Here is a 6891-nt window from a genome sequence, read left to right as displayed (position 1 = left end):
TGGCGCATCAGCGAAGGCTGCAAGGGCTGGCGGCCCTGAGCATCAACTGGGGGCCTTGGGGCGAAGTCGGGATGTTGAAAGGCTTGCAAGATCAGGATCAGCAGCGAGTATTGAAATTAGGCTGGCAGCAGATTAAACCGCAACAAGGCTTGGCGACTTTGGAAATGTTAATGGCCGAAGCGGTTACGCAAGCCGGCGTGTTGGACCTGGACTGGTCGAAGTATTGGCAGCAGTCGTTAACCGCGATTACGCCCGCCTTTTTGTCGGGCTTGAAAGAGCAAACTGCCGTGCCGATAGCAACTCCCAAGTCTCTTGGTTTTATCGACCGGCTGGACGACTTGAGCTTGGCGGAGCGTAAGGCTGAGTTGCAACGTTTCCTGCATGACAAAGTGGCGTCGGTATTGGGTTTAACCGCCGCTATCGAGCAGCGTCGGCGCCTGTTCGATTTGGGCCTGGATTCGTTGATGTCGGTGGAGTTGAGAAACCGTCTGGAAGCCGATCTGAAAAAACCGTTGTCTTCTACGCTGGTATTCGATTATCCGACTTTGGAAGATATGCAGGCTTATATAATAAAAGATATTTTGCCCGAATGGTTTATCGAACAGACGATCCAAGCTCCGGTTGAGGACGCGTTCGAAGGCGATATCGCCGATCTTTTAGCCCGAGAGCTGGCGGAATTAAGCGAAAACAGGGAATAAATTTAAAGTTATGACCGATAAAACCACGCAGTTAATGCAAAACGCTTTGCGCGAGATCCAAAACCTGCGCGCAAAAGTCAGTGACCTAGAGAAACAAAACAAAGAACCGATTGCGGTAATCGGCATGGGCTGCCATTTTCCGGGCGGTGCCGAGAATCCGGAAAAATTTTGGCAACTGCTGGTCGACGGTGTCGATGCGGTGACCGAAGTACCTGCGCAGCGTTGGCCTATCGATTCGTATTACGATGCGAACCCGGATGCGCCGGGCAAGATGCATACCCGGTACGGCGGCTTTTTGAAAGCGCGTATCGATGAATTCGACCCGCAGTTTTTCGGCATGACGCCGCGCGAAGCTTTGAGCCTCGATCCTCAGCAGCGTTTATTGATGGAAACGACTTGGCAGGCTTTGGAAAACGCCAATATTGCGCCGGATAGCCTGTTTAAAACCAAAACCGGCGTTTATATCGGCATGGCGGCTGGTGATTATGCGCATAAGGTGCTGAATGCCGATGCCCGTTATCTTGATGCGTATTACGAAACCGGCAACGCGTTAAGTGTTGCGGCCGGGCGCTTGTCGTATTTATTAGGACTGACCGGCCCCGGCATGGTGGTCGATACCGCTTGCTCGTCGTCGCTGGTCGCGTTGCACTTGGCTTGTCAGGCTTTGAGGTCGGGCGAATGCGAACGGGCGATAGTCGGCGGCGTCAATGTGATGGTCACGCCTGCGAACAGCATCGCTTTTTCAACCGCGCATATGTTATCGGCGGACGGCCGCTGCAAAACCTTTGCCGCGAGCGCCGACGGTTACGGACGCGGAGAAGGCTGCGGCATCGTGATTTTAAAACGTTTGCAAACGGCTATTGACGATAAGGATCATATCCTTGCAGTAGTTCGCGGCAGCGCCGTCAACCAGGACGGCGCCAGCGGCGGCTTGACGGTACCCAATGGCGTTTCGCAACAGGCGGTCATCAAGCAGGCTTTGGCGAATGCAGGCGTCAAGCCTGGACAGGTGTCTTATATCGAAGCCCACGGTACCGGTACGCGTTTGGGCGATCCGATTGAAATCAATTCTCTGGCGGAAGTTTTCGGCAGAGGCGAAGCCCGGCAGTCGCCGTTATGGGTTGGATCGGTGAAAACCAATTTCGGGCATTTGGAAGCGGCGGCCGGTATCGCCGGTTTCATCAAGACCGTGCTAGCCCTGCAACATTGCCATTTGCCCAAGCATCTGCATTTCGATAGCCCCAGCCCGCAGATTGATTGGCAGCGCATGCCGGTCCAAGTTACTGCGCAAAGTGCGGATTGGCAGGATCAAGCCGGTAGCCGCATTGCCGGTATCAGTTCTTTTGGCTTCAGCGGCACCAATGCGCATGTGATTGTCGAACAGTATTTAACAATCGACACACCTGCCGAAGAGACTGATAACGCTCCACACTTGCTGCTGCTGTCGGCCAAAACCGACGCCGCATTAGCGAATCTGGCGGCGGATTACCGTTTGTTTTTACAATCGGAGCCGCGATTAGCCGATGTCGCGGTTGCATCAGCGATAGGCAGAAATCACGAGGTAAAACGTTTGGCGGTTGTCGGTGAGACGGACGAACAATTGCAACAGGCTTTGGCCGGTTATTCGGTAACGGACGTTTCTAATACTGAGGTGGTGTTTTTATTTACCGGCCAGGGCGCTCAATATGTCGGCATGGGACGTGAGCTGTATGAATCGCAAGCGGTTTTTGCCGAAGCGTTGGACCGATGCGATGGCTATTGCCGCGAACATCTGCAATTTTCCTTGCTGGATTTGCTGTATCCGAACGAGGCCGCTCAGGCTGACTCCGGCCGGATTAATCAAACCGCCTACACGCAACCGGCGCTGTTCGCTATTGAATACGCCTTGGCGCAACTGTGGCTGTCTTGGGGCGTTCAACCCGGCGCAGTTGCAGGCCACAGCATCGGCGAGTATGTCGCGGCCTGTGTTGCCGGCGTATTTTCCTGGCAAGACGGCTTGAAATTGGCGACCGCGCGCGGCCGTTTGATGCAGAGCCTGCCTGAAAACGGCGCGATGGCGGCGGTGTTCTGTCCGGCCGACCGGTTGCAGCCAATATTGGTCAATACGCCGGATGTGGTGATTGCGGCTTATAACGCGCCGTCTCTACAAGTCATATCCGGGCTTAAAGAAGCAGTGGCAGCGGTTTGTACGCAGCTGCAAGAGCAGGGCGTTAACTGCCAGTTCCTGCAAGTGTCCCATGCCTTCCATTCGATGCTGATGGAGCCGATATTGGCCGAGTTTGAGCAGATCGCCGCGCAAGTCGTGTATCAAAAACCGGCTATTCCGTTGTATTCCAACCTGGACGGCCAACAACTCCTGCATATCGATGCATTGCACTGGCGTCGACACTTGCGCGAAGCGGTGCATTACCGGCAAACCGCCGAAAATCTGTTAGCCCAAGGTTACCGGCTGTTCCTGGAATGCGGCCCTCATGCGGTGCTGTCCGGCTTAGGCAGGCAATGCAGTGAGGCCCAAGACGCACGATGGATTGCTTCATTACAGAAAGGGCGCAGCGACAAGCAGCAGATTAAACAAGCGCAGGCCGAGCTTTATACGGCCGGGGTTAATTTCGATTGGCAGGCTGTTTATCGTCATCCGGCCAAGCCCGCTATCGTATTGCCCAATTACCCGTTTCAACGTAAATCTTATTGGCTGGACGATGCGCCGATGGCCGCGCCGTCGCCAACTAAACCTTTAGTCTCCACGGAAACCACAATGTCGAACCGAACACCTGAACTCGTTACTATGGTTAAGCAATTACTCAAAGAGATTAGCAGCATCCCGGTCGAAGACATCGACGAGAACCAGAATTTCATGGCAATGGGCTTGGATTCTTTGTTGATCGTACAAATGCAGCAGGCTTTGGAACGTCGCTACGGCGTTAATATTGCAATCACCGAGTTTTATCAATCGGTCGATTCGGTTGCGAAGATAGTCGACTACTTAAATCAGGTTTTACCTGAAACTGTCGAGCAAACGGTTTCGCAACCAACGGCAGCCGTATCGAGTGCAATACCGACCGGCTCCTGCGTCGGCGGAAGTACGCTGGAGCGTATCATGAACCGGCAAATGCAGGAGATGACGGCTTTGTTTGCGAAGCAATTGCAAGTGCTGCAAGGTGTAGCGGTTGAACAGGAAGTTGGGCAGCCTGCAACGACAGCTTCGATTGCCGCGCCGAAACCCGAGCCTAAGGCAGCGATTGCCGGTTTGTATAAAGAAATCCAAACGCAAAAAAATGTGCATTGGAGTGCCGAGAAACAAGCCTATATCGATAAGCTCGCTCAGCGCTTTAACAGTTTGACCGAAAAATCCAAAGGCTATGCCGCCCGACACAAAAAGGTTCTGGCTCATAACCGCAATGTTGCATTCCGGCCGGAATGGAAGGAATTGGTTTACCAGATTGCGTTCGATCATGCCCATGGCGCAAAAACCTGGGACATCGACGGCAATCAATATGTCGATATTACGATGGGTTTTGGCGTTAATTTATTCGGCCATAATCCCGACTTTGTCAAACAAGCATTGCTGGATGAATTACAGCGGGACGGTTTAGCGATCGGTCCCATGTCGCGCTTGACCGGCGAAGTGGCCGAGCTGATGACCGAGTTAACCGGTCTGGAGCGGGTGGCTTTTTTCAATACCGGCTCGGAAGCGGTGATGGTGGCGTTGCGTATCGCCCGAGGCGTGACAGGGCGGGATAAAGTGGTCGTGTTCAGTGGTTCGTATCACGGCAGTTTCGACGGCGTGCTGGCGACCGGCTGGTGCGATCAGGAAGGGCAGGCATCGAGTTTTCCGCTGGCGCCGGGCACCCTGCAAAACTTTGTCAACGATGTGGTTGTGCTGAAATACGGCGATCCCGAATCGTTAAAAATTATCGAACGTTTAGGCGATACGCTGGCGGCGGTGCTGGTCGAGCCGGTGCAAAGCCGGAATCCATCGTTGCAGCCGCGCGAGTTTTTGCACGATTTGCGTAAATTAACAGCACAAAGCGGCACTGCGCTTATTTTTGATGAAATGATTACCGGTTTCCGTTTGCATCAGGGCGGCGCTCAAGTCTGGTATGGCGTACAAGCCGATTTGGCGACTTACGGCAAGATCCTGGGCGGCGGTATGGCGATTGGCGCGGTCGCAGGCGCAGCCCGGTTTATGAATGCAATCGACGGCGGCTATTGGCAATATGGCGACGATTCATTGCCGACGCAAAAAATTGTCTTTGTGGCCGGGACTTTTAACATGCATCCGTTGGCAATGGCGGCCGCAAAAGCGGTATTGACTAAAATTAAGTGGCAGGGCCCGGCGTTGCAGGAACAGCTGAACCAGCGTACCCAAACGTTTTGCGAAGACTTGAATGCCTGGTTTTCAAGCCGCCAAGTGCCAATTACGATGGTTTATTGCGGGTCGTTGTTCCGCTTCCAAATGCAGGGCGATATTGAATTACTGAACACGCATCTGCTGGAGCAGGGCGTACTGATCTGGGAAGGCAGGAACTGCTTTTTCTCGACCGCGCACAGCGACGACGATATTGCTTATGTTGCGGCAGCGGTCAAACGCTGCGTTGATGCGATGTATGCCGACGGTTGGCTGAAGGCGGAAGAAAAACCGATACGCCAACAGGCGGCTGCACCGATTACGCCGGTCGACAAACAAGCGGATTATCCGCTATCCAACGCGCAAAAACGCTTATGGACACTGGAGCAATTAGCGCCCGGTCTGGTTGCTTATAATTTACCGTCGGCGATCAAACTGCCGGCCGATATTGATCAGGAAGCGATGCATAAGGCAGTACAGAGTTTGTTAACGCGTCATGAATCGCTGCGCACCTACTTCATTGAGCAGGACGGTTTGCCCAGGCAAAAAATATCGGTCATTGCGCCGGATGTGCTGGAAGAAATGACGATGACGACCGAACAAGCCGTGCTCGACTTTGCCAAAGAAGAGGCGGAAACCCCGTTCGATTTAAGCGAGCCGCCGCTGATTAGGATCAAGTTGATACGCTTGCCGGATTGTGTCTGGATGCTGATTACGATGCACCATATCATCAGCGATCTGCTGTCGATTGAGATTCTGGCCAAGGACCTGTTCGCGCTCTATCAAGCCTATCGCGACAATTGCGATAATCCGCTGCCGCCATTGCCGATCCATTATAAAGACTATGCCCAGTGGCAGGATTCGGTCGATAGGGAAGAACACAGGAACTATTGGAAAAACAAGTTAAATGCGGTTGAACCTCTGAACTTGCCGGTCGATAACGAGCGCGCTGTGATTAATCGTTATCAGGGCGAGTTTTTCAGGTTTGCATTAACGCCCGAGCAGACCGAGCAATTTACCGGTTTTTGCAGGAAGCAGGGCGTTACGGTTTTCATGGGCGTTACCGCAGCGTTGAAAGTCGTGCTGCATGCGTTGTCGGGCCAGCATGACATCGTGATCGGCAGTATTTTCGCAGGGCGCGAACACGTCGATTTACATCAGCAAATCGGTTTTTACGTCAATACCCTGCCGCTGCGCAGCCAGATTAAACCGGACATGACTTTTGTCGAGTTATTGGCCCAGGTCAAGCAAACGGTGTTGGAAGCCTCCAAATACCAGGCTTATCCTTTCGATGCGTTATGCGCGGATTTAGCTGTGCCGCGCAGCTTAAGCCGTAATCCATTGTTCGACGTGGTGTTGACGATGGACGACCGTAGCGTGATTGCCGGGCTGGCAAAAGAACACGGCTTCACCCCGGTTGAAATCGATACGCCGGGCAGTTTGTTCGACATGCTGCTGTACGTCAATCTGTCCAACAAACAATTGGAAGTGGCGCTCAATTACAACACCGATTTATACCGGAGCGAGACCATTGCTGAATTTGCCGGACGGTTAACCGCCGTGTTGCAGCAGTGTTGTGAGCATCCGGAACGGACGGTCACTGAGTTAACTGGCATCTGTTGATCTGGTTTGTCCACGAAAGAAAAATAATTTTATCGTTCCCATGCTCCGGCGCTTGTCGTTATATACAAGTTTTATTCAACGCGTCATCCCGGCAGGGATTGCCGGGATCTAGGAACCAAGGATGGTAATTTTGAAGCTGGAAAACAAGCTTTGCTACAAACGATGCTGAAGCTAACTCGAGTATTCACATCCTTGTACTCTGGATTCACAACGTGCCCTAAC

Annotated in this window: 2 protein-coding genes; both read left to right on the top strand. The window is 53.0% G+C overall.

Annotation, left to right across the window (positions count from 1 at the left end; genetic code table 11):
- Positions 1-698: acyl carrier protein (locus V7051_RS00975; protein ID WP_333873010.1), on the top strand; the 698-nt coding region annotated here is incomplete at its 5' end.
- A 10-nt stretch (positions 699-708) separates the two neighbouring features.
- Entirely contained in the window at positions 709-6669 is a 5961-nt protein-coding gene (locus V7051_RS00970) for an aminotransferase class III-fold pyridoxal phosphate-dependent enzyme (protein ID WP_333873009.1), read from the top strand.
- The last annotated feature ends 222 nt before the right edge of the window (positions 6670-6891 follow it).

The sequence above is a fragment of the Methylobacter sp. genome (genome assembly GCF_036845245.1).
Taxonomy (GTDB): Bacteria; Pseudomonadota; Gammaproteobacteria; order Methylococcales; family Methylomonadaceae; genus Methylobacter_A.
The sequence above is the reverse complement of the archived record's forward strand: the minus strand, read 5'-3'. Positions and strand labels throughout refer to the sequence as shown.